At 56.6% G+C, this 22,518-nt stretch carries 19 protein-coding genes and 1 pseudogene; 17 read left to right on the plus strand and 3 right to left on the minus strand.

Annotated features, from left to right (window positions below; genetic code table 11):
• The first annotated feature begins 29 nt into the window (after positions 1 to 29).
• From ACMXYI_RS21400 to ACMXYI_RS21440, 9 genes are all read left to right on the plus strand, one after another.
• On the plus strand, positions 30 to 1,151 hold the full coding sequence (locus ACMXYI_RS21400) for a Re/Si-specific NAD(P)(+) transhydrogenase subunit alpha (RefSeq protein WP_415768949.1): 1,122 nt from the start codon (positions 30 to 32) through the stop codon (positions 1,149 to 1,151).
• 15 nt (positions 1,152 to 1,166) lie between these two features.
• Positions 1,167 to 1,520, plus strand: a complete 354-nt coding sequence (locus ACMXYI_RS21405) for an NAD(P) transhydrogenase subunit alpha (RefSeq protein ID WP_415768950.1) — start codon at positions 1,167 to 1,169, stop codon at positions 1,518 to 1,520.
• Positions 1,517 to 2,953 (plus strand): NAD(P)(+) transhydrogenase (Re/Si-specific) subunit beta, encoded by a 1,437-nt coding sequence (locus ACMXYI_RS21410; RefSeq protein ID WP_415768951.1) that lies wholly within the window; start codon positions 1,517 to 1,519, stop codon positions 2,951 to 2,953. Before ACMXYI_RS21405 ends, ACMXYI_RS21410 begins: the two co-directional genes overlap by 4 nt.
• A gap of 241 nt (positions 2,954 to 3,194) precedes the next feature.
• Entirely contained in the window at positions 3,195 to 4,349 is a 1,155-nt protein-coding gene (locus ACMXYI_RS21415; protein WP_218473642.1) for an LLM class flavin-dependent oxidoreductase, read from the plus strand.
• Between the two features lie 354 nt (positions 4,350 to 4,703).
• On the plus strand, positions 4,704 to 6,188 hold the full coding sequence (locus ACMXYI_RS21420) for a DUF1302 domain-containing protein (protein ID WP_415773942.1): 1,485 nt from the start codon (positions 4,704 to 4,706) through the stop codon (positions 6,186 to 6,188).
• A gap of 24 nt (positions 6,189 to 6,212) precedes the next feature.
• Positions 6,213 to 7,610, plus strand: a complete 1,398-nt coding sequence (locus ACMXYI_RS21425) for a DUF1329 domain-containing protein (RefSeq protein ID WP_415768952.1) — start codon at positions 6,213 to 6,215, stop codon at positions 7,608 to 7,610.
• 76 nt (positions 7,611 to 7,686) lie between these two features.
• Entirely contained in the window at positions 7,687 to 8,454 is a 768-nt protein-coding gene (locus ACMXYI_RS21430; RefSeq protein ID WP_415768953.1) for an SDR family NAD(P)-dependent oxidoreductase, read from the plus strand.
• A gap of 28 nt (positions 8,455 to 8,482) precedes the next feature.
• Positions 8,483 to 8,887, plus strand: coding sequence for a nuclear transport factor 2 family protein (locus ACMXYI_RS21435; RefSeq protein ID WP_415768954.1), 405 nt, complete (start codon positions 8,483 to 8,485; stop codon positions 8,885 to 8,887).
• Positions 8,884 to 10,113 (plus strand): MFS transporter, encoded by a 1,230-nt coding sequence (locus ACMXYI_RS21440; RefSeq protein ID WP_415768955.1) that lies wholly within the window; start codon positions 8,884 to 8,886, stop codon positions 10,111 to 10,113. Before ACMXYI_RS21435 ends, ACMXYI_RS21440 begins: the two co-directional genes overlap by 4 nt.
• Before the next feature lies 1 nt (position 10,114).
• On the opposite strand, the gene ACMXYI_RS21445 is transcribed toward ACMXYI_RS21440, so the two are convergent.
• Positions 10,115 to 10,993 (minus strand): VOC family protein, encoded by an 879-nt coding sequence (locus ACMXYI_RS21445; protein WP_415768956.1) that lies wholly within the window; start codon positions 10,991 to 10,993, stop codon positions 10,115 to 10,117.
• Positions 10,994 to 11,296: 303 nt separating this feature from the next.
• On the opposite strand from ACMXYI_RS21445, the gene cysD reads away from it, so the two are divergent.
• From cysD to ACMXYI_RS21485, 8 genes are all read left to right on the plus strand, one after another.
• Positions 11,297 to 12,256 carry a sulfate adenylyltransferase subunit CysD gene (gene cysD, locus ACMXYI_RS21450; RefSeq protein ID WP_218473626.1) on the plus strand — a complete coding sequence of 320 codons (960 nt, stop codon included), beginning with the start codon at positions 11,297 to 11,299 and terminating at the stop codon, positions 12,254 to 12,256.
• Positions 12,256 to 14,160, plus strand: coding sequence for a sulfate adenylyltransferase subunit CysN (gene cysN / locus ACMXYI_RS21455; protein WP_415768957.1), 1,905 nt, complete (start codon positions 12,256 to 12,258; stop codon positions 14,158 to 14,160). Before cysD ends, cysN begins: the two co-directional genes overlap by 1 nt.
• 79 nt (positions 14,161 to 14,239) lie before the next feature.
• The gene (locus ACMXYI_RS21460) at positions 14,240 to 14,971 is read left to right on the plus strand and encodes an SDR family NAD(P)-dependent oxidoreductase (RefSeq protein ID WP_415768958.1); all 732 of its coding nucleotides are present in this window, start codon (positions 14,240 to 14,242) and stop codon (positions 14,969 to 14,971) included.
• 67 nt (positions 14,972 to 15,038) lie between these two features.
• Positions 15,039 to 15,794, plus strand: coding sequence for an SDR family NAD(P)-dependent oxidoreductase (locus ACMXYI_RS21465; protein ID WP_415768959.1), 756 nt, complete (start codon positions 15,039 to 15,041; stop codon positions 15,792 to 15,794).
• A gap of 80 nt (positions 15,795 to 15,874) precedes the next feature.
• Positions 15,875 to 17,986 carry an FAD-dependent oxidoreductase gene (locus tag ACMXYI_RS21470; RefSeq protein ID WP_415773943.1) on the plus strand — a complete coding sequence of 704 codons (2,112 nt, stop codon included), beginning with the start codon at positions 15,875 to 15,877 and terminating at the stop codon, positions 17,984 to 17,986.
• Between the two features lie 29 nt (positions 17,987 to 18,015).
• Positions 18,016 to 18,492, plus strand: coding sequence for a nuclear transport factor 2 family protein (locus ACMXYI_RS21475; RefSeq protein ID WP_415768960.1), 477 nt, complete (start codon positions 18,016 to 18,018; stop codon positions 18,490 to 18,492).
• On the plus strand, positions 18,489 to 18,953 hold the full coding sequence (locus ACMXYI_RS21480; protein WP_415768961.1) for a nuclear transport factor 2 family protein: 465 nt from the start codon (positions 18,489 to 18,491) through the stop codon (positions 18,951 to 18,953). Before ACMXYI_RS21475 ends, ACMXYI_RS21480 begins: the two co-directional genes overlap by 4 nt.
• A gap of 69 nt (positions 18,954 to 19,022) precedes the next feature.
• The gene (locus tag ACMXYI_RS21485) at positions 19,023 to 20,402 is read left to right on the plus strand and encodes an FAD/NAD(P)-binding protein (protein ID WP_415768962.1); all 1,380 of its coding nucleotides are present in this window, start codon (positions 19,023 to 19,025) and stop codon (positions 20,400 to 20,402) included.
• Between the two features lie 70 nt (positions 20,403 to 20,472).
• On the opposite strand, the gene ACMXYI_RS21490 is transcribed toward ACMXYI_RS21485, so the two are convergent.
• Complete coding sequence (locus tag ACMXYI_RS21490; RefSeq protein WP_415773944.1) at positions 20,473 to 21,345, minus strand: methyl-accepting chemotaxis protein; 873 nt, start codon at positions 21,343 to 21,345, stop codon at positions 20,473 to 20,475.
• Positions 21,331 to 22,422 (minus strand): annotated as a pseudogene (locus tag ACMXYI_RS21495) (HAMP domain-containing protein); the annotation flags it as partial. The pseudogene ACMXYI_RS21495 and the gene ACMXYI_RS21490, both read right to left, overlap by 15 nt.
• Positions 22,423 to 22,518: the final 96 nt, after the last annotated feature.

Here is a 22,518-nt window from a genome sequence, read left to right on the forward strand (position 1 = left end):
CCTCTATTTAACATTCAGTCGAGGACGTTATGCATATCGCAATACCGAGGGAGACACTCGCCGGTGAAACACGGGTTGCTGCAACCCCGGAAACCATCAAGAAGCTGATCGGCCAGGGTCATAAGGTCACTGTGCAAAGCGGTGCCGGCATTAATGCCAGCGTTGTCGACAGTGCCTATGAAGCGGCAGGCGCAATTATTGGCAGCGCCAACGATGCGTTTGGTGCCGAGCTGATTCTAAAGGTGGTCGCCCCCAGCGACAGCGAACTGAAGCTGATAAAAAGCGGCACCGTTGTGGTGGGTATGCTCAACCCGTTCAGCAATGAAACCATTGCCAAGCTGGCTGAGCGCGGCATTACCGCTTTCGCACTGGAGGCTGCACCACGCACCTCCCGCGCGCAAAGCCTGGACGTGCTGTCCTCCCAAGCCAATATTGCCGGGTATAAGGCTGTATTGCTGGCGGCGCACCACTATCCACGCTTCATGCCGATGCTGATGACCGCGGCGGGCACCGTGAAAGCGGCGCGTGTGCTGATTCTCGGCGCTGGCGTAGCCGGGTTGCAGGCCATCGCCACGGCGAAACGCCTGGGTGCGGTGATCGAAGCCTCTGACGTGCGTCCTGCGGTGAAAGAGCAGATTGAGTCCCTCGGCGCCAAGTTCGTCGACGTGCCTTACGAGACCGATGAAGAGCGCGAGTGCGCCGTCGGTGTCGGCGGTTACGCGCGACCCATGCCGGCCAGCTGGATGCAGCGCCAGGCCGCGGCCGTACACGAACGCGCCAAACAGGCTGACATTGTCATCACCACCGCGCTGATCCCGGGCCGCAAGGCGCCGACGCTATTGAGCGCGGAAACCGTGGCGCAGATGAAGCCGGGCTCGGTGGTCATCGACCTCGCTGCAGCCCAGGGTGGTAACTGCCCGCTGACCGTCGCCGATCAGGTGGTCATCGAAAACGGCGTGACCATTTGCGGTCCGACTAACCTGGCCGGCGTGGTCGCGGCAGACGCTTCGGCACTGTACGCGCGCAACCTACTGGACTTCCTGAAGCTGGTCTTCAACAAAGAAGGCCAGTTCGAGATCAACCTCGAAGACGACATCGTCGCCGCGTGCCTGATGTGCCGCGACGGCCAAGTCATCCGCCAAAACGCCTAAGCAAGGATTCAGACGATGGAAGAGCTTATCTCCCCCGGTATCTACAACCTGATCATCTTCGTGCTGGCGATTTATGTCGGCTACCACGTGGTCTGGAACGTGACCCCTGCACTGCACACGCCGCTGATGGCGGTGACCAACGCCATCTCGGCGATCGTGATCGTCGGCGCCATGCTGGCGGCGGCGCTGACCGTCACACCTCTGGGCAAGACCATGGGCACCCTGGCGGTGGCGCTGGCGGCGGTGAACGTATTTGGCGGCTTCCTGGTCACCCGGCGCATGCTGGAAATGTTCAAGAAAAAAGCCGCGTCGGCAAAAGCGCCTGCCGCGAAGTCAGCAACAGGTAAGGTAGAGGTGCAAAACGCATGAGCATGAACCTGGTTACCTCCCTGTATTTGTTCGCGTCGGTCTGCTTCATTCAGGCGCTCAAGGGCCTGTCGCATCCCACCACATCGCGGCGCGGCAACCTGTACGGCATGCTCGGCATGGGCCTGGCGATCCTCACCACGGTCGGCCTGATCTACAAGCTCGGTGCCGAGCTGGCCCAGGACGGGATCGTCTACGTGATCGTCGGCCTGCTGATAGGCGGCACCGCCGGTTCGATCATGGCCAAACGCGTGGAAATGACCAAGATGCCGGAACTGGTCGCCTTCATGCACAGCATGATCGGTATGGCCGCTGTGTTCATCGCCATTGCGGCGGTGGTCGAGCCGCAGTCGCTGGGCATCGTCAAACAGCTGGGTGATTCGATTCCGGCCGGTAACCGCCTGGAGCTGTTTCTTGGCGCAGCGATTGGTGCCATCACCTTCTCCGGTTCGGTGATCGCGTTCGGCAAGCTGTCGGGCAAGTACAAGTTCCGCCTGTTTCAGGGCGCACCCGTGCAGTTCGGCGGCCAGCACAAGCTGAACCTGCTGCTGGGACTGGCGACATTGGGCCTCGGCGTGACCTTCATGCTGACCGGTAACTTGAACGCCTTCGCGCTGATGCTGGCCCTGGCCTTCGTGCTGGGCGTACTGATCATCATCCCGATCGGCGGAGCGGACATGCCGGTTGTGGTGTCGATGCTCAACAGCTACTCCGGCTGGGCAGCGGCGGGCATCGGCTTCTCGCTGAACAACTCGATGCTGATCATCGCAGGTTCGCTGGTGGGTTCGTCCGGTGCGATCCTGTCGTACATCATGTGCAAGGCGATGAACCGTTCGTTCTTCAACGTGCTGCTCGGTGGCTTCGGCAATACCGCGGATGCGGCTGGCCCTGCTGGCTCGAAAGAAGCCCGTCCGGTGAAATCCGGTTCGGCTGATGACGCTACCTTCCTGCTGACCAACGCCGACACCGTGATCATCGTTCCGGGCTACGGCCTGGCGGTCGCACGGGCACAGCATGCGCTGAAGGAACTGACCGAGAAGCTGACCAATCGCGGCGTGACCGTGAAGTACGCGATCCACCCGGTCGCCGGTCGTATGCCTGGCCACATGAACGTATTGCTGGCCGAGGCCGAAGTGCCTTACGACCAGGTGTTCGAGATGGAAGACATCAACTCCGAGTTCGGTCAGGCCGACGTGGTGCTGGTGTTGGGCGCTAACGACGTGGTCAACCCGGCTGCGAAGAACGATCCAAAATCGCCAATTGCCGGCATGCCGATTCTGGAAGCGTTCAAAGCCAAGACCATCATCGTCAACAAGCGCTCGATGGCCAGCGGCTATGCCGGTCTGGATAACGAATTGTTCTACCTCGACAAAACCATGATGGTCTTCGGCGACGCCAAGAAAGTCATCGAAGACATGGTCAAAGCCGTCGAGTAAAGCCTCCACAAGTACCTCTGCCGCCCGCTGGCGCAATGCCGGTCGGGCGAGCTACTGCTTGCCAAAAAAAGCCCTGCTGTTCGCTATTAATCCCTCAACATCAAATCGCCCAAGTTGACTACTCCAGTCAGACGATGCGCGAAAGTTTTAACGCTATCCATACTTGGCACAACTTCTGAGCGACGAACACCCAGAACGGTTGCGACGCTACAGGTAGAGCCCAGCGATAAGGAGAAAAACCATGAAGTTTTCGTTAATTTATGAAGCACAAACCACAGATTCTTCGCGCGAAGGTGACCGCAAAGTATTTGACGATACCGTCGAGCAAGTCGTATTGGCGGACAAGCTCGGTTTCGATGTGGTATGGGCGGTAGAACACACTGCTCTTAGTAACTACTCGCACTCGAGCGCACCTGAAACATTGCTGGCATTTCTCGCTGGCAAGACTGAACGCATTGGTATTGGTCACGGAGTGGTGTGCTTGCCTCCGGCGATGAACCATCCGGTAAAAATCGCTGAACGAATTTCTACGCTCGACCTGTTATCCAAAGGACGTGTGCATTTCGGTATGGGTAAAGGCGGAACGCAGCAAGAGGCAGGCACCTTTGGTTACGACCTGGCCAAGCTGCAGCCGCAAATCGACGAAATGATGTACTTGATCCCGAAAATGTTCGTTCAGGATGAGATCGAACATGACGGCGAGTTCGTGAAGATTCCACGTCGCCCTATCCATCCAAAGCCTTACCAATACCCGCATCCTCCGATGTATATGGCCTGTACCAATGCGACCAGTCTGGCGACCGCGGGGGGGCGTGGTCTTGGCGCTCTGGTCCTTGGGTTTGGTGGTCCTGATGAGGTCGCGAAAAAGAATGCAACCTACCGAGAGGCATTTGCCAATCGCAAGGCTGAAGATCAGGTGGGCTTCCGCCCGACCGAGCATTTGGCGGCGCTTTGCCCGGCTATCGTCATGCAGGACGGACAGGCAGCCCGCAAGATCGGGATACGTGGGCAGCGCTACTTCCTCGAGTCCCTGGCGCACTGGTACACGGGGGGGGAGAAGCCTGATCCATCGAAGTGGGATGAGGATGTAACCACCACGGGTAGCGGGCAAGCTGTACTCAATACGTCGTGGGGATCGGAAAAGGTATCGGTGGACTTCAGTGATCCGTCCCTTGAGTTGCTCAACCCCAATCATGCCTATGGCACGGTTGCCGACTGTATCGGTTACGTTCAGCGGCTCGTGGATGCCGGCGCGGATGAAATTCTGTTCATTTGCCAGATGGGGACTATCCCGCAGGAGGCTCAACTGGAGACCATTCGCAATATCGGCGAGCATGTCATCCCTTATTTTCGCGATGCACTGGTCAAAGGCCGGGAGGCCGCTGTAGAGGCCTGATCGAGGGCGTGTGGGCGTTGCTCCGACGGGAGCAGCGTCGCTTTGCGGGGTACGTGTTTTCGAGGGGCGTGCGGATAAATTTGAGGTATTTTCCGCCCTCGTCCAAATGAAGGATGTGAGGGGGATTCTGCAAAGCAATAGTAACGGCACCTGCTGATAGGGAAGCGCTCACCGTCCTGAATACAGGTCGAGACGCATCACTCACAGGGGCTTTGCCGGCAGTAGTGAAATGGCTGGCAAGCGTTCCAGGGCGAACAATAAATTCAATACTGTCCCGGAGGCGAAACTGAAATGAACGCTCGAAATTGCAAGGCGAACGCTGGCAGTCCACGGCTGCGTTTAAAGCTGAATATGATGACGTGCGCCTTTGTCGCAATGGGAGTGTCCTCAGCGCATGCGGGGAACTTCCAATTTGGTGACGGCATCAATGTCGATTACCTCACGACCGTCAATTATGGCTTGAATGTCCGTGCTGAAAAACAATCGAATGACCTGATCAATAACAACATCAACGGCGATGACGGTGATCGCAATTTCAAGCGAGGGAGCATTGTCAACAATCGCATCAGTGCCATCGGTGAAATGAATATTTCCAAGGATGGCACTGGCGTAATGCTGCGTGGCTCGACCTTTTACGATTTTGCCTACAACACCTCGAACGACAACAACTCGCCGGACACGATCAACAAGTTTGGTCCGGTTGACCACTTTTCCTCCCAGGCCGAGGATCGCAGCGGATCGCGTACTCGTCTACTTGATGCCTATGCCTATACCGGGGGCGCTGTAGGTGATAGCAGCTTCTACGATCTGCGAGTCGGTAATCAGGTAGTCGCGTGGGGTGAAAGTCTCTTCATCTCCGGGATTTCCGCGGTGCAGGGGCCGGTGGATGCGACCAAAGCCAACGTGCCAGGAACCGAAATCAAGGAAATACTGCTTCCGGAAAGCCAGATCGCCGGCAGCTTTTCCTTCAATGACTGGACGTTGCTCAGCTATTACCAGTTCAAGAGTCACCCATACGAACTGTCGCCTGTGGGTGATTACTTCTCCACCACTGATGTAGTGGGTGCCGGTGCACGATACATTCGTTTCTCTGAGGGTGATCTGGCCAGCGTGGGCAAGCTCGCGCGGACCAGCGACGAGGATGCGCGTGACAGCGGGCAGTGGGGCCTTGGTGTGCGTTATATGCTGACACCGAACACCCAAGTGGGTGTTTATCGGCTGCGCTACCACGACCGACTGCCGAGTGTTCTGATTAACCCGACTGCAGGTACGTACACCGTCAAATACTTTGAAGACATTGATCTGACAGGGGCCAGTGTCTCGACCCGTATTGGTGATTGGCAGGTGTCGGGCGAGGTCAGTTACAAGGATGGCTTGCCACTCGCCAGCACCACCGTTGGCGTCTCTCGTGGTTCTGCCAGCCAAGCGCAGATCTCGACCATCAGGACCTGGGGCGCGAGCTGGCTTGCCCCGCAAACCACGCTGGTGGCTGAAGTCGGCGCCTTGCACGTCAACGACATAGACCAAGGCAAACTGGCGGGAGATCGTAACGCCCAGATGGGCCAGATGACAGCGACCATGACGTATCCCGACGTCTTCAGTGGCTGGGACATGTCGGTACCGGTCAGCTACGGTCACCAGTTCAATCAGTCTTCAGTGGGGACCTTCGGATTTGGCGGCGATGGTGATTCGCGCGCCAGCATCGGCGCCAAGTTCAAATACCTGAGCAACCTTGAAGTCGGGCTGACGTACAACGCTTTCCTCGGTTCGCCAGACCCGGTGGAACGTCCTCTGGCCGATAGAGACTTCGTCTCCTTCAACGTCAAATACGACCTGTAACAAGACAAGAACAGGAGATTTACGATGATGATTAATGTTCTTCGTACTGCAGTGGTCGCTGTTGGTTTGAGTTTTGCGTTAGCGCAACCGGCCTGGGCAAAAGTGTCCGCTGATGAAGCCGCCAAGTTGAAGGGCGACCTGACGTGTATCGGGGCCGAGAAACAAGGCAATGCCGATGGGTCGATTCCAGCTTTTTCCGGTAAGTGGCTGGGTGTTCCACCCCAACTCAAGTTCCCCGGGACGGGCCATTACTGGCCTGATCCGTATGCAGATGAAAAACCCCAGTTCACCATTACTGCACAGAATATGGCGCAGTATGCGGACAACCTGACTGCTGGCCAGCAAGCACTGCTGAAAAAATACCCGGATACCTTCAAGATCCCGGTCTACGCCAGTCATCGTGATTTCCGTTATCCGGATTGGGTGTGTGCGACAGCCGAAAAGAACGCTACGCAAGCAGAAATGGTCGACAACGGCGAGGGGTTCATCGCAACCACTGGAGCACCTCCGTTCCCGATTCCAAAGACCGGGCTGGAACTGTTCTGGAACTTCAACAACACCTCTTTGCAACCCTGGACCGAGTCCTCGGTCCAGCAGCAAGCCGTGGTTTATCCGGACGGTAACACCGCATGGGGTGAGGTGGACATGCGCTGTCTGTCCCCACGAGGAGAACCGACTGTTCGAAGAAGCACTGATTCTGCTGAACAACCTTACGGAGGTGTGAACGCCTGGTGCTTCGTCAAAACCATTCTTCCGCAGCGCGATAAAGGCTCGGTGTTGGTGGCGGGCGACTACTTCAACTACGCCAAGCGCCCTCGGGATGCTTATCAATACAACCCCGGCACCCGCCGTGTGCGTCAGTTACCTTCTTTCGGTTTTGATATGCCCCAAGGGCCAGGTGGCTTCCGTACGGTGGATGACGATCACTTGTTCAACGGTTCGCCAGAGCGATACGACTGGAAGATCGCTGGCAAGCGTGAAATCTTTATCCCCTGGAACAGTTATCGCATCCACCAAGACGATGTGACCACGGATGAACTATTGAAGAATAAGGGCCATATCAACACCGACAGGATGCGTTTCGAGAAGCAACGTGTCTGGGTGCTTGAGGGCAATCTCAAGCCCGGCTTCCGCCATCAATATGCCAAGCGCGTGATTTACATTAATGAGGATACCTGGTCGGGGGTATTGGCTGACGAGTATGACAGCCGTGGTCAACTCTGGCGTACGGTGCTGACCAACTGGGTATACGCCTATGAGATCCAGGGCTACTTCTACGGCGTGGTGGGGCATCACGATCTGATCTCCGGTGCTTACCTGGTCGACCGCATGACCATGGGCCGTGGTGCGCCAAAACTCAACGAGGGGGGGATGACCCCAGCCATGTTCACGCCTGAGGCGGCTGCTCGCGCCGGTCGTTAAGACTGCTCGCCGAACAGTTAACCAGAGAATGCCCCGGCCAGTCCGGGGCATTTTCATCATGGGAGCGTCTTCAGTGATGAATCGTATCGACTGGCCGGATTTGACCTTCGATTATCGTGGTCGACATGTATTGGTAACAGGTGGCACCAGTGGTATCGGTGCCGTGATCTCTGCGGCTTACCACAGCGCAGGCGCGCAGGTGTATGTGACCGGAACGCGTACGGCAGCGGCCGACTATCCACAGGATCTGAGCGGCTACCGCTATCTACCACTCAATGCGCTTGATAACGATCAAATAGAAAACGTCGCGTGTGCCTTGCCGCAACTCGACATCCTGGTGCATTGCGCTGGGGTGGCCCTGTCCGGTGATGGTGGCAATGAGTTCGAACCCGATACTTTCGAGCGTGCCTTGCAGATCAATCTGTCGAGCTTCTATCGCATGGCCCTGGCGGTGCAGCCGAAGCTGGCAGTGAGTTCGTTGCCGGGAGGCGCGAGCGTGATCAGCATTGCCTCTATGACATCGTTCTTTGGCAACCCTGTCGTCCCTGGTTATGGCGCGGCCAAGGCAGGGCTGGTGCAGTTGAGCAAAACACTGGCCATCGCCTGGGCCGGGCAGGGGATCCGGGTCAATGCAGTAGCGGCGGGCCTGACCGAGACCCCCATGACGGCAAAACACATCGCCAATGATCAAGCGCTTGAGCCGGTCATGCAGCGTACGCCGCTCAAGCGAGTCGCCCAGCCGGGGGACATCGCCGGTGCCGTTCTCTTTCTGACCAGCTCCGCTGCCGCATTCATCACAGGGCAAACGCTGCCGGTCGATGGCGGATATTCGGTGGTGGGGTAGATCATCCAGTGATTCTCAGGAGCTAGTCATGGCCAAGGTTATTCCAAGCGTCGAGCATATCCGTCAGATGTTCGAGCGTTATGCTGTTTGTCTGAGTGAAGGCGACGTCGAGGGTGTCGTTTCGTTGTTTGCTCCAGAGGCATTATTGGAGGATCCAATAGGGACCGAATATCGTGGACATGCTGCGATCCGCGATTTTTTTCAACGCAGCTTCGACGGAGTCGGTGGGCGCATCCGCTTCGAGCCTGAAGGGCAAGTGCGCATTCATAATGAGCACGCCGCCTGTGCCTTTACGGCCATCTGCGATCGTATCGAGCCGCCCTTTGAGGTCGATACGCTGGACATCGCCCGTTTCGATGAGCAAGGGCGGTTTGGTTCGTTGGTTGCGATCTGGAGTCAAGCCAATGTGCGCACGGGAGGGGCTCTGAAATGACCAGCGCCACGATCCAATCGCATTCAACCGGGCATCTGCGTTGGGCGATGCCTGTATTGCTGGCCAGTGCGCCGGCAATGGCATTGTTGTACACCGCCGTCAGTCCGGTACTGCCGGAGCTGGCCGACTATCTGGGTGGAGATCCTGGCGAGGCGGCATTGATGGCGCAGCTGGTGATGATGGTTCCGAGCATCGGCTTGATGGTTGGCGGCCCGCTCACCGGCTGGTTGGTCGACCGGCTGGGGGCGAGATTTTTACTGATTGCTTGTGCCGGAATCTATGCGCTCACCGGGTCGGCAGGTCTGTATCTGGACAGCGCCTGGAGCTTGTTGCTGACTCGCTTTTTTCTGGGGATGGCGGCGGCGGGATTGGGGACGTCCACGCTGGTATTGATTGGCGAAAGCTTCGATGCCCAGGCTCGCAATCGAGTCGTGGGCTATCAGTCGGCGTGCGGCGCGCTGATGGGCTTGCTGTCGATGCTATTGGCCGGATATCTAGGCCAACTGGCTGGCTGGAGACTGCCCTTCAGCTTCTACTTGCTCGGCGTGCCACTGCTGGTGTTGTCCGTGCTGGTGATCCCCAAGCGCGCTCCAGCCCCCGTCGCCATGGATTATAAAGCCAGGGAAAAGAGCTCGATCCGCAGTCTGTTCCCACTGTATCTGGGCTTCATCCCATTGTACGCCGCGGTATTTACCAGCAGCACACAAACCTCGTTTCTACTGGCGGACAGTGGCGTGTCCAAGCCGACGATCCTGGCACTGGTACTTGCAATGTCAGCGCTTGCCAACACGCTGGGAGCCACCGGGTACGGATTTCTGCGGAGTCGGTTTGGCAGGCGTCGCGTGTTTTTTTTCGGGCTTATTGCGCTTGCGATTGGGCATGTGGTGTTGGGCTTGTCCAGTGGTGCATGGGTAGCAGGTCTAGGATGTGCCATGACGGGTCTGGGAGGAGGCATTCTGACTCCGCATCTTGTCAATCTGGTGCTGGACCGCGCCAGTGAAAGCCAACGAGGACGAGCCGTTGGCGTCATGTATAGCGCACTATTCTTTGGCAGCTTCCTCAATCCCCTACTCATGGCGCCTTTAGCCGCATGGTTTGGACGTCATACGGCGGTATTGGGGATTGGCATAGTGCTGACGATTGTTGCGTTGCTCATCCTGTTGCGGCGTGAACGGCCAGATGAGTCGTCAACGGCGCCTGCCCAGGTGCCGTCTTCGTCAGGCTGAATCACGATGAGTGCGGCTGACGCCTGAGTATTTCCAGGCGTACGCCGTTCGGGTCACTGCAGGACAAACCGTATAGACCGCGTTGGTCCTGTGCGCGAAAGTGGACGATACCGCCGTTTGCCTCGATAGCATGGGCGGCGGCGGTAAGGTCGGTGGCGGACAACATCAGAAAGTTAAAACCGTAACTGTTCAATGGCGCCCGAGTCAGTGCACCGACGCAAAGTGGATGATCAATCTTAAGCAGCTCGAGTGTGTCGCCTTGGGCGTTTCGGACCATCTGCGCACTGAGCCGGACGTCGTCCAGTTCATTGATGGTGTCCAGCCACTCGCTTTGCAAATCGAAACGTTCGGCTTCGGCAAAGTTGAGTTGCGAATAGAAGTCGAGGGCAGGCTCTATCGCTGAAGTACACATCCCTGAATGCGAGAAGCGGTCATTTTCTTCGGGGCAATGCATGAGTTCGATACGTATCCCGTTCGGGTCGATGGCATACATCATGGTGACCTGCGCCTCGGAAAAAAACGCACGGGTGTGCGGGTAGATCTTGCCTCCCGCTGCATCAATCCGTTCAGCACTGCGCGAAATATCGGCCACCCAGAATGCCAGGTGCGTCAGGCCGTATTGATTGTTAGGGCGTCGTTCCAGTGAGCCCGAGGATTGTGGGTTCTCGAGTTCAAACAGGGTCAAATCGACTCCTTGAGCGTTGCGGACGCTTTGAAGACGACCCCGCGCATTGTGGAGTTCGCCGCTTCCTGGAAGGCAGGCCAGGTCCAGCGTGTGCGGTGAGCGTTGCGGCGTGAAATCCAAGGCGTCTTCATAGAAACGCACTGATCGATTGAGGTCATGGACGCATAAGCCTCTGGACTTGAACTGAATATTCATCGCTTCTCTCTTCATTGATCAGTGCTGTGGATGAGTACTTTGCCGGTTGACATATCCGCTTCCCGCGCGCGTCGAAGATCCTCCTTTTGTATTGTTCGGCCATCGTCCGCTTGGACTAACAAAACAGCGTTCAACCTATCGCTGCCTACCCGGTGCAATCTCGCTCAAAAGTAGTCCGGACGGACGATGGATGACGCGCTCCATTGCCGTAATTTCAATTCAAAGGCCTGTCGCCGACGAGCCGCTCAAGCGGTCGTTACGGGGATTGGTGTGAGTAGAAATCAGCCAGGAGAGAGCTCGGGCATGAACGTCGAAAATAGAGAACCATTGGCCGAGCATTCGCAAGCGCGTGTGCTCCCAAGCGCAACACTGACTCACTTGCAGCGTCTCGAAGCCGAAAGCATCGATATCATGCGTGAAGCGGTATCGGACAGTGAAAACCCGGTGATGATGTACTCCATCGGCAAAGACAGTTCGGTGATGCTGCATTTGGCAATGAAGGCTTTTTATCCTTCCAAACCTCCGTTCCAATTCCTTCACGTGGACACCACGTGGAAGTTCCGCGAGATGATCGAGTTCCGCGACAAGACCGCGCAAAGGCTGGGCATGGACCTGTTGGTGCATATCAATCCGGAAGGGGTGGAGAAGAACATCAATCCTTTTGATCACGGCTCTTCGCTGCACACCGACATCTGGAAAACCCAAGGTCTCAAGCAGGCGCTGGACAAGTACGGCTTTGATGCGGCGTTCGGTGGCGCACGCCGCGATGAAGAGAAATCACGCGCCAAGGAGCGCATCTTCTCGTTCCGCTCGGCCCAGCATCGCTGGGATCCGAAAATGCAGCGACCAGAGCTCTGGCGGTTGTACAACTCTCGCAAAAACAAGGGCGAGAGCATTCGGGTATTCCCTCTGTCGAACTGGACCGAACTGGATATCTGGCAATACATCTATCTGGAAAACATCGAGCTGGTACCGCTGTACTTCGCCAAAGAGCGTCCTGTTGTCGAGCGCGACGGTACGCTGATCATGGTCGATGACGAGCGCATGCCGTTGCTTCCAGGCGAAACGCCGATGATGAAAAGTGTGCGCTTCCGCACCTTGGGTTGCTACCCCCTGACCGGCGCTGTCGAGAGTACTGCTTCGACGTTGCCGGAAATTATTCAGGAAATGCTCCTGGCTAAAACCTCCGAGCGCCAGGGTCGCATGATCGACCATGACTCAAGCGGCTCGATGGAGAAGAAAAAACAAGAGGGGTACTTCTAATGGCACACGTTTCCGATTTGATTGGCGAGGATATCGAACAGTATCTGCACGCCCACCAGCACAAGAGTTTGCTGCGTTTCATTACCTGCGGCAGTGTCGATGACGGGAAAAGTACCCTGATCGGCCGGTTGCTTTATGAATCGAAGATGCTGTTTGAAGACCAACTTTCTGCACTGGAAGCTGATTCCAAGAAAGTCGGTACCCAAGGGGGTGATCTGGACTTCGCATTGTTGGTCGACGGCTTGGCCGCCGAGCGCGAGCAGGGCATCACCATTGACGTGGCTTACCGGTTTTTCTCCACCGACCGCCGCAAATTCATCGTCGCCGATACCCCGGGTCACGAGCAATACACCCGCAACATGGTGACCGGTGCTTCGACCGCCGATGTGGCGGTCATCCTGATCGACGCCCGCCGTGGTGTGCTGACTCAAAGCCGTCGCCACAGCTATCTGGTTTCGCTGATCGGTATCCGGCATGTGGTGCTGGCAATCAATAAACTCGACATGGTCGATTATTCAAAAGCGCGATACGACGAGATCGTCGCTGAGTACCGCACATTCGCGCAGCAGATTGGTATCGAACAGTTCCAGGCCATTCCGATGTCGGCGCTCAAGGGCGACAACATCATCGACAAGAGCCCTAATACGCCTTGGTACGACGGCCCGACACTGATGGAGTACCTGGAAACCGTCGAGATCGACAATGATCTGTTGATTCGTGGTCCTTTCCGTATGCCCGTGCAATGGGTTAACCGTCCGAACCTGGATTTCCGTGGTTTTTCGGGGCGTATCCTCGGCGGTGCGATCAAGCCGGGCGACCGGGTTCGTGTCCTGCCATCCGGGCGCGAGAGTACGGTCAAACGTATCGTCACTTATACCGGTGACCTACCGGTTGCTGTAGCGGGACAGTCGATCACCTTGACCTTGGCGGATGAGGTCGATATCAGCCGTGGCGATGCCATTGTTACGGTCGATGCACCGGCATCGGTAGCGGATCAGTTTGAAGCCAATCTGGTCTGGATGAGTGATGAGGCATTGGTGCCTGGGCGTCAGTACCTGATGAAAATCGGCGCCAAGACCGTGACCATGACCATTGCCGCGCCCAAGTACAAGGTCAATGTAAACACCCTTGAACACTTGGCGGCCAAGACCCTGGAACTCAATGAAATCGGTGTGTGCAACCTCAGCCTGGATCAGGCCGTGGCGTTTGACCCCTACACCGAAAACCGTGACATGGGTAGCTTCATCATCATCGATCGGGCCAGCAACACGACGGTCGCAGCGGGGATGTTGCACTTCGCCTTGCGCCGTTCGCAGAATATTCACTGGCAGGCCATCGAGGTCAACAAAGCCGCGCATGCGAAACTTAAAGGGCAGCGTCCCGCGGTCGTCTGGTTTACCGGCTTGTCCGGTGCCGGCAAGTCGACCATCGCCAACTTCGTGGAAAAACGCCTGCATGCATTGGGTCGCCACACGTATCTGCTGGACGGCGACAACGTGCGTCACGGTTTGAACAAAGATCTTGGTTTCACCGAAGCGGATCGAGTGGAGAATATCCGTCGAGTCGCCGAAGTCTCGAAGCTGATGCTTGATGCCGGTTTGATCACCTTGGTTTCGTTCATCTCACCGTTCCGTACCGAACGTGATATGGCCCGCGGCCTGATGCAGGAAGGCGAGTTCTGTGAAGTGTTCGTCGACACGCCGTTGGGAGTGGCCGAAGAGCGTGATCCGAAAGGGTTGTACAAAAAAGCACGGCGTGGCGATCTGAAGAACTTCACCGGTATCGACTCGCCGTATGAAGCACCCGAGAATCCTGAGTTGCGTATCGATACCACCTCGCTATCGCCCGAAGATGCGGCGGAGCGTATTGTCGAACACCTACGCACCATGGGCATCCTGACCTGAGTGCGTCGAGCCTGAAGCTGCCCGGATAAGTCTTCGGACTTATTTGGGCAGTGTCGATCACGCAGATGGAGAATTGTGGATGAGCGGAATCGTCTTCGACTTTAGTCAGTTGAATGTCATCGTCACCGGCGGTACCAGCGGCATCGGTCTGGCAACCGCCAGGTCGTTTCTGGCTGCCGGTGCAAGGGTTACTGTTACCGGTCAACGTGCGGCGCCTGATGAGTATCCGGACGTGGATCTGAGTGGTCTTGATTACCACTGCCTGCAGCTGGATAACAAAGGCTCAATTGCGGACTTTGCAGGTTCGGTCAAGTCTGTCGACATCCTGATCAATAACGCAGGGCATATCATGCCCGACGCTGATTTTGCCGAGGCCGTTCAAGTCAATCTGAATGCAGTCTACGAGTTGAGCGCAGCGTTGCGTCACACGCTGACCAAAAGCGTGCTTGCAGGGGGCGCCAGCATCATCAATATCGCCTCGATGATGTCCTATTTTGGCAGTCCGCATCTGCCAGGTTATGGCGCAGCGAAGGCCGGGGTCGTGCAACTGACGAAAACCCTGGCGGTGGCCTGGGCGAAGGAGAATATCCGGGTCAACGCGATTGCCGCAGGCTCGGTGCCGACCAGCATGACAGCGACCTACGCGGACAATCCTTATTGGGCCAAGGTGGTTAGTGACAAAACTCCCTTGGGACGTTGGGCTACGCCGCAGGAAATGGCTGAGCCGATCATGTTCCTCTGTTCGCCTTCGGCCAGTTACATCACCGGTCATACCTTGGTGGTCGACGGTGGTTATTCGGTCATCGATTGATCCAGCCCGGACGGGTCAGGGATACAGGGCTGCAAGCTGGCCATAACAATAAAATGAGGAGCAAGACATGCAACGTTTCAACGGGAAAGTAGCGCTGGTGACCGGTGCAGCCTCCGGTATTGGTCGTGCCAGTGCAGTGCGCCTGGCACAAGAGGGCGCAAAACTGCTGCTGGCAGACATTAATTCAGCGGGCCTTGAGTCTGTCGCCGCACAGCTGCGAGAAGCTCATGGGACCGAGGTCGCCTGCTTTACCTTTGACGCGACCGACATGCAAAGCTGCCGGGATATGGTCGCACTGGCGGTGGCACATTTCGGTCGCCTCGATGTGCTGTGCAACATTGCCGGCATTGCCGGGGGTTGGCATTTCACACAGATGACCGACACCCAATGGCGGCGGATGCTAACTATCAACCTGGACAGTGTGTTCGCCATTTCTCAGGCGGCAATTCCGGCCCTGATTGCCAGTAAAGGCAATATCGTCAATATGGCTTCGGCTTCGGCTAAACAAGGCCAGGCTTATCTGGCAGCCTATTGTGCCTCCAAGGCTGCCGTGGTTGCGTTGACCACAAGTATCGCTGTCGAGTTTGCCGCTGATGGTGTGCGGGCGAATGCGATTTGTCCGGGTGGGGTGAACACCAACATCCATACCACGATCCAGTTCCCGGAAGATATCGATCAGAAATTGATGGCCAAGCTGTACCCGCTGTCAGCCATTGCCGAGCCCGAGGAAATCGCTGCCGCTGTCGCTTACCTGGCCTCTGATGAAGCGCGCTACGTCACCGGTATCGACTTCTCCATCGATGGCGGGCAGACCATGTCCTGAACAGACATCCATCCGCGATAGCCGAACAGAATTATAAAAAAATGGAGTCCATCAGTATGTCCAGTGGCTTTAGCCATCTCATGTCTCCAGGGTCGATCGGATCCATGGCCCTGCGCAACCGGATCATCATGTCGCCGATGGGATCGAACCTGGCAGAGCCTGAAGGCTTCTGTGGCGAGCGCATCGTGCGTTATTACGAAGCGCGTGCCAAAGGCGGCGCAGCAATGGTCATCATGGGCTCCACGGGTGTGGCTTGGCCGCGCGGCTCGGGTAATCAAATGCAGGTGGCGATCTCCGAGGACCACTTCATTCCAGGGCTCAAGGCAGTGGCCGACGCGGTGCATGCATATGGCGGAAAAATCGCCATGCAGCTGCAACATGCCGGGGCCATTTCGGTGAATGAGCCGTTGCGCGGTTTGCCGTTGCTGGTGCCGTCGATTCCGACAGATAAGGCGTTTGACTGGCCTGTGGATTTAACCCCGGAAGAAAACAAGGAGATGTTCGAGGCCTTTTTCAAACCCGGTGTGGTGATCAGCCATCAGGTGGCCACCGAAGAAGATCTGGAATGGGTAATCGACTGTTTCGCCCAGGCCGCGCGTCGAGCCAAGGCTGCGGGTATGGATGGTGTCGAGATCCACGCAGGGCATGGCTACTTGCTGTCCGGTTTTTTGTCTCCTACGAGTAACAAGCGCGATGACCGCTGGGGCGGCTCATTGGAAAACCGCGCACGGCTGTTGATCGAGGTCATCAAGCGGATCAAGAGTACCGTGGGCGCAGAGTATCCGGTGTGGTTCCGTCTCGATTCTCAAGAGTTCCTGATGGATGACGGTATCACCCTCGAAGATGCAATCTCGGTAGCCCGGCTTGGAGAGCAGGCTGGCGCCGATGCGATCCATGTGACGGCGAACGCAGATAAAAGTAAGGGCATCAGTTTCACCGAAGGCCATGCCACGCATTTTCCCGGCTACTTCTTAAAAAATGCCGAGGCAATCAAGGCGGCGGTCAACATTCCCGTGATTTGCCCCGGGCGCATCGAACCGGAAGTCGGTGATCGGTTGATCGGCGAAGGCAAGCTGGATTTTGTCACCATGGCGCGCAAGCTCCTGGCCGATCCTGAGTTACCGAATAAACTCGCCATCAATCGTCCAGAATTGGTTCGCCCCTGTATCTATTGCTACACCTGCATCAGCCAGATATTTCTGGGGACCAATGTGCGCTGCGCGGTCAATGCGCAGACCGGCTATGAAAATACCGCACCCATCATGCCCCTTGAGGGCGCGCCAAAGCGAATACTGGTGGTTGGCGGCGGCCCGGCAGGCATGGAAGTAGCGCGAGTCGCAGCGTTGCGAGGTCACGACGTACACCTGTATGAGGCCTCCAAGCGTCTTGGCGGAACCGTGTTTTTCTCGTCCATTGTCTATCCGGAAAACGGCAAACTCATTGAGTACCTTGCCCGGCAGATGATCGAACTCAAAGTGTCGGTGCATTTGAACTGCACCGTCACCCCTGAGTTGGTCAGGCAGATGCGACCGGATGCTGTGGTGGTCGCGACAGGCGCCACGCGCAGCTTGATCGATTTACCCGGATCCAAATTTCCCCACGTATTCAGCGGCGATGAAATGCGCTCCATGGTGACCGGCCAGTACGGTCCTGAACTCGCCCGCAAGCTGCCAGCGTACGTTCGCTTGCTGATCACTACCGGCAGGACCCTGGGCTTTCTCAAAAACGCGGCAACCATCAGCCATATGAGCGAGTACTGGCTACCGCTTGGCAAACATGTGGTGATTTACGGCGGCGGGCTGGTGGGTGTCGAACTGGCCGAGTTCCTCGCCGAGCGTGGACGCAAGGTCACAATTATCGAGCCAGGCGTCAGCTTCGGTAAAGAGCTGATGATGGTTCGCCGCTGGCGCCTGATGGACACCCTTCGCAAGCTGAAAGTAACGCTTCTGTCGTCCAGCGATCTGCTTGAGATCAAGGCTGATCGGGTGGTCTACCGAACGGCCACCGGGCAAGTGCAATCACGTAAGGCCGATACCGTCATCATGGCGCTGGGCGCAAAACCGAGTGGAGAAAAATTGTCCAGGAGCCTCGAAGCCGAGTGTGCTCAGGTGCACTGCATCGGCGATGCTCAGGAGCTGGGTTATATCGAGGGAGCGATCCGTACGGGCAACGCCGTCGGCCGCGCGCTCTGAGTTTTTTACCAATATTTTGGAGTTGAACGATGAACATCTCGCCTTCAAGCGATCAAGCCGTTCGCGATAAAAATAAAGCGTTGTTTGTACGCATGCTGGGTCACCTTGGACGAAAGGAATTTGACGAGTTCGAGGCTTGCCTTGCACCGGATATGCTTCAGGAATGGCCTTATCGCCCGGTGCCGAACATGCCCTCGAGCCTGGTTGGTAATCGCGCATTACGTACACTGATCGAGCGGGGCACGGCGCCTTTTGACCCTTATGCGTATGAGATCGAATCGATGCATGATTTGCTCGATCCCAATACGCTGATCGCCGAATACAGCTCCCACACTTTTTACCATCCCACCAACAAACCGTATTCGAATTTCTATCTGAGTATTTTCCGGTTTGTTGACGACAAGATCGTGTACTGGCGCGAGTACGTGAACCCGTTGATCATCAAAGAAGCCTTGCTCGACGATTTCACCAAGCCTGTGTACGCCGATCCGGAGGAGCCGCGATGAACATAGTGGATACCTTGGACGAATTGTTGTCCATTGAGCTGATCAAGCGCCTGAAAGCCAGCTATTTCCGGTGTGTTGATAGCCAGGACTGGTTGGCACTCGCTGATTTGTTTACGCAAGACGCACGCTTCGACATGCGCGATGCGAGCGGCCTCCAGCACGACCCCAAGGCCTTGTCCGAGGGCCGAGCGAATATCATCGCGTTTTTGCGTGAGGCATTGGCCGGAGTGACCACGATGCACCATGGGCATATGCCTGAAATCGAGATAATCAGCCAGGATTCGGCGGTTGGTATCTGGGCGATGGAAGATGTTTTGCACTGGTCTGAAGAGTCGGACTCGCCGCTGAGGTTCCTGCAGGGTTATGGCCACTACCACGACGAATATCGACGTGTAGACGGGCGTTGGCAGCTCCATTCCTGCCGTATCAGTCGACTGTTCGTAGAATCTCAGGGACGCTGAGCAAGACTCAAGTCAGTTGCCCCGATTCATTGTAACGATCATGTTCGATCACCACCGTGGAGCCCTTCCATGAAGACTATCGTGATCATTGGCGCGGGTTTCAGCGGCACGGCGACGGCGGTTCAACTACTGCGCCAGAGTCCGGTCGGCCTGCATATCGTGATGGTCAACCGCACTGCAGGCATGGCCAGGGGTATCGCCTATGGAACCAATAGCCCGCATCATCGGTTAAACGTACCGGCAGGAAACATGAGTGCGCTAGCCGATGATCCGCAAGATTTTCTGCGCTACTGCCAGGCATATGATCCCTCGATCGGCGCTGCGGATTTCGTCTCGCGCAAGCGTTACGGCGATTATCTGGCTGCGCTGCTGAACAGTGCCCAAGGGCAATGTCGCTCGGGAAGTACATTGACTTGTCTGGCTGGAGAAGCCTTGGCGTTACGACCCTGCCAGCAGGGGGCTCAGGTCGAGTTGGCCGATGGTCGGTTGATCGAAGCCGCGCATGTGGTCCTGGCATTCGGGCACTTTGCGCCACTTGACCCCAAAGGAGTCGACACGGACCTGGACGCTGGTCGTTATCAACGCGATCCGTGGGCTGCCGAGGGACTGGTATCAAACGTTGCCCATCAACCCGTGCTTTTGTTGGGCAGCGGTCTGACGGCAATGGATGTTGCCCTGAGTCTTGAGCGTCAAACACCTCACGCGCCCATCTATTTGTTGTCACGCCGAGGGCTGTTGCCGCTGCCGCATCGTGCGGGCCCGGTGAATACTCAAGCGAGTGATGAGCTGGTCCAGAGAATGCTTGAAGGACCCGCGACGGTACGTTGCTATATGCAAGAGATTCGGCGTCAGGTTCGTTTGGGGGAGGCGGCTGGCGTCAATTGGCGTGATGTGTTTGTAATGTTGCGCCCTCATACGGTAACGCTGTGGGCGCGTCTTCCGGTCATTGAGCGCAGACGTTTTCTTCGTCATGCCCAGGCGTATTGGGACGTCCATCGTCATCGGGTGGCTCCGGGCGCTTTTCAAGCATTTCAATCGGCTGTGGCTGAGGGTCGACTCAAGCCTATGGCGGGACGTATCAAAACGCTTGAATCATGTGAACATGGGTTACGTATAGGTATTCAGCTGCGCGGGAGTAATGAGCTCACCTACATCAAGGTGGCCCAACTGATTAATTGCACCGGGCCGAACTCAGACCTGCGACGTGTCGATGACCGGTTGATCAAACAGTTGCAAGCAGATGACCTGATCAGTATCGATCCTGATGGAATGGGTTTGCATGTTGATTCCAGTCTTGCGGTGAAAGATCGAGAGGGTCGACCTCTTTCATGGTTGAGCTACGTAGGCCCGATGCTGAAGGCCGACTATTGGGAGGCGACGGCGGTCCCTGAACTGCGCCAACACGCTTGGCAACTGGCTCAGAAATTGATTGCTGGCGCAGCGCAGTAGTACCTAGTTGGGTAACGTCTCGCACGGGTAATACGCCAAGCCAACGGTACCCCAGGAAGCCTGCCGGGTCTCAGATTTGGAATTGTTTCAGCAATTCTTGAAGTTCCCCACCCAAGCCTGCGAGATGAGCGCTCGATTGAGCGGTCTTTTCGCTCGTAGACGCGCTTTTCTCCCCAATGTCACGTACCTGGACCATGCAGGTGCTGATAGATTCGGCAGCCGCGGTTTGCTCCTCGCCTGAGGCCGCGATCTGTTGATTCATCTGTTTGATGATGGAGACCGACTGGGTAATGCGTCCCAGGGCCGAGCTGGCCTGATCGGCGAGGTTGACGGTGCTTTGCGTCAGTTTGCGGCTGCTTTCCATTTCCACGACTGCCTGCTGCGCCATCCGCTGCAGAGTGGTGATCAATATTTCGATCTCTTGCGTCGAGCTCTGGGTGCGCCTGGCCAGCGCGCGAACCTCGTCCGCCACCACCGCAAATCCTCGGCCCTGATCGCCGGCCCGGGCGGCTTCAATCGCGGCATTCAACGCCAGCAGGTTGGTTTGTTCGGCAACACTTCGGATGACTTCCAGCACTGTATTGATCCGGGCGCTTTCCTGGTGCAGCTCCTGGACGGCCTGAGCGGAGTGTTCGATTCCTGTGGACAAATGATCAATATGTGCGACGGCTTCGCGCACGACCCGATCACCCTGACGCGCCTCTTCATCGGCCTCATGGGCCGCTCGAGAGGCGTTTTCGGCGTTGCTGGCGACCTCTTGAACGGTGATGCTCATCTGCTGGATGGCTGCGGCGGCGTGCTCGGTTTCGGTTTTCTGGATCAACACCCCCTCACGTGTCTGCGCGGTGATGCTTGAAAGCGCTTCGGATGCACTGGCGATCTGACCTACGCCTGTACCGATTTTCCCGATCAGATGCCTTAGGCTGAGCATCATGTCTTGCATGGCCGTCAACAGCTGTCCAAGTTCATCGGTACGCTCAACTTTAAGGTTGTGTCGCAGATCGCCCGCGGCGACTTTCTGGGCGAACGCGACCGTTTGCAATAGGGGAGTCACAATCAGCCTGGAAATGATCACCGTGGCGCAGATACCTAGCGCAATTGCAAAGGCCGTCATTGCGCCAAGTAATACAAAGACTTGCTGGCTATCGCTACGCATGGCTTGTTCTTCTGTTGCCACAGCCTCTTCGCTCAGCGCTGTGACCGTCTGTGCCCGTTCAATCAGCCTGGCTTCTATGGCCTTGCTATCCAGACGTGCCTGACGGTAGTTCTCGAAGGTTTGCTGATAGCGAAACAGCGCTTCCAGAGCGCCGTTGAGTGCGTGCATCTGCTCCTCACCCAGCCATACCGAGAGGTTACGTGCTTGAGCTTGAAGCTCATCGTTGACCTGTCCCCAGGTGTCCAAGGCCTCTTGTGTCCCATCGATGATATAGAGGCTTTCATTGCTGCGCAGGTCGAGCATGTACTTGCTCAATTTTGAGGCACTCTCGGCCAAAGACAGAGGGTCACCGCCACGCAGCATGTCTTTGGCCAATTTTTCGTCGCGGGCGGCGTTATACATGTCTTGTTCAATGACTTCGAACTGCCGGCGTGCATCATAGGCATCTTCTGATATGACGTTACGCGCCGTTTGAGCCTTGGCCACTTGCTCAACGTAGTCTTGGAATTGTTGCCGGTAAATGACAACAGCATCCGTCATTTTTTTTAGATTCGGATCCGCTGGACCCGCTGCGTTCAGGTTGTTGATGTGAAGGGTCGCCTTGTCAAGGCGAGCGTTTACCTCCCGCACCGATTCCGCATTCCGAGTCAGAGCGAAGTCTTTTTCAGCTTGGCGTGTTTGCAAAATTTGGGTATTGACTTGAGTAAGCAACACCGCCCGTGTGTGCCTCTGAATGATAGCGTTGACTGCATATAAACCGGTGATGGCGACGGTTAACGTCAATCCAAGCACCATACCAAATCCAAGAATCAGCTTTTTACCTACAGCCAGGTTGGCGCAGGCGCGAGAGGCAACACGTAGCATCTGTATGTTCCTTATTATTCTAAAGTTATGAACTTCGTTAGCGCGCCTGCAATAGCATCAGCCAAGTTAATATTATCCCATTATTAAATTGTCGGT

This window comes from Pseudomonas lyxosi, assembly GCF_047758685.1.
Lineage (GTDB): Bacteria > Pseudomonadota > Gammaproteobacteria > Pseudomonadales > Pseudomonadaceae > Aquipseudomonas > Aquipseudomonas lyxosi.